The organism is Paraburkholderia kirstenboschensis (assembly GCF_904848585.1).
In the GTDB taxonomy this organism is placed as follows: domain Bacteria; phylum Pseudomonadota; class Gammaproteobacteria; order Burkholderiales; family Burkholderiaceae; genus Paraburkholderia; species Paraburkholderia kirstenboschensis.
Map to the genome: position 1 here is coordinate 1 of NZ_CAJHCR010000079.1, position 1,170 is coordinate 1,170.

Below are 1,170 nucleotides of genomic sequence, written 5' to 3' on the forward strand. Positions count from 1 at the left end.
ACACACCTGTTATAGGATCAAGCCTTACGGGCAATTAGTATCAGTTAGCTGAGCACATTACTGCGCTTACACACCTGACCTATCAACGTCCTGGTCTTGAACGACCCTTCAAGGGGCTCGAAGCCCCGGGGATATCTCATCTTAAGGCGAGTTTCCCGCTTAGATGCTTTCAGCGGTTATCTCTTCCGAACATAGCTACCCGGCGATGCCACTGGCGTGACAACCGGTACACCAGAGGTTCGTCCACTCCGGTCCTCTCGTACTAGGAGCAGCCCCCTTCAAATATCCAGCGCCCACGGCAGATAGGGACCAAACTGTCTCACGACGTTTTAAACCCAGCTCACGTACCTCTTTAAATGGCGAACAGCCATACCCTTGGGACCGGCTACAGCCCCAGGATGAGATGAGCCGACATCGAGGTGCCAAACACCGCCGTCGATATGAACTCTTGGGCGGTATCAGCCTGTTATCCCCAGAGTACCTTTTATCCGTTGAGCGATGGCCCTTCCATACAGAACCACCGGATCACTATGACCTGCTTTCGCACCTGCTCGACTTGTCGGTCTCGCAGTTAAGCACGCTTATGCCATTGCACTATCAGCACGATTTCCGACCGTACCTAGCGTACCTTCGTACTCCTCCGTTACACTTTGGGAGGAGACCGCCCCAGTCAAACTGCCTACCATGCACTGTCCCCGATCCGGATTACGGACCAAGGTTAGAACCTCAAACAGATCAGGGTGGTATTTCAAGGATGGCTCCACGCAAACTGGCGTTCACGCTTCACAGCCTCCCACCTATCCTACACAGACCGGTTCAAAGTCCAATGCAAAGCTACAGTAAAGGTTCATGGGGTCTTTCCGTCTAGCCGCGGGGAGATTGCATCATCACAAACACTTCAACTTCGCTGAGTCTCGGGAGGAGACAGTGTGGCCATCGTTACGCCATTCGTGCAGGTCGGAACTTACCCGACAAGGAATTTCGCTACCTTAGGACCGTTATAGTTACGGCCGCCGTTTACCGGGACTTCAATCAGGAGCTTGCACCCCATCATTTAATCTTCCGGCACCGGGCAGGCGTCACACCCTATACGTCCACTTTCGTGTTTGCAGAGTGCTGTGTTTTTATTAAACAGTCGCAGCCACCAGTTTATTGCAACCCCTTCACCCT

Annotated in this window: 1 rRNA gene; it reads right to left on the reverse strand. The window is 53.0% G+C overall.

From position 1 onward, the window contains the following. Nucleotides 1-13: 13 nt before the first annotated feature. Nucleotides 14-1,170 (reverse strand): 23S ribosomal RNA (locus JMY24_RS38060); the annotation flags it as partial.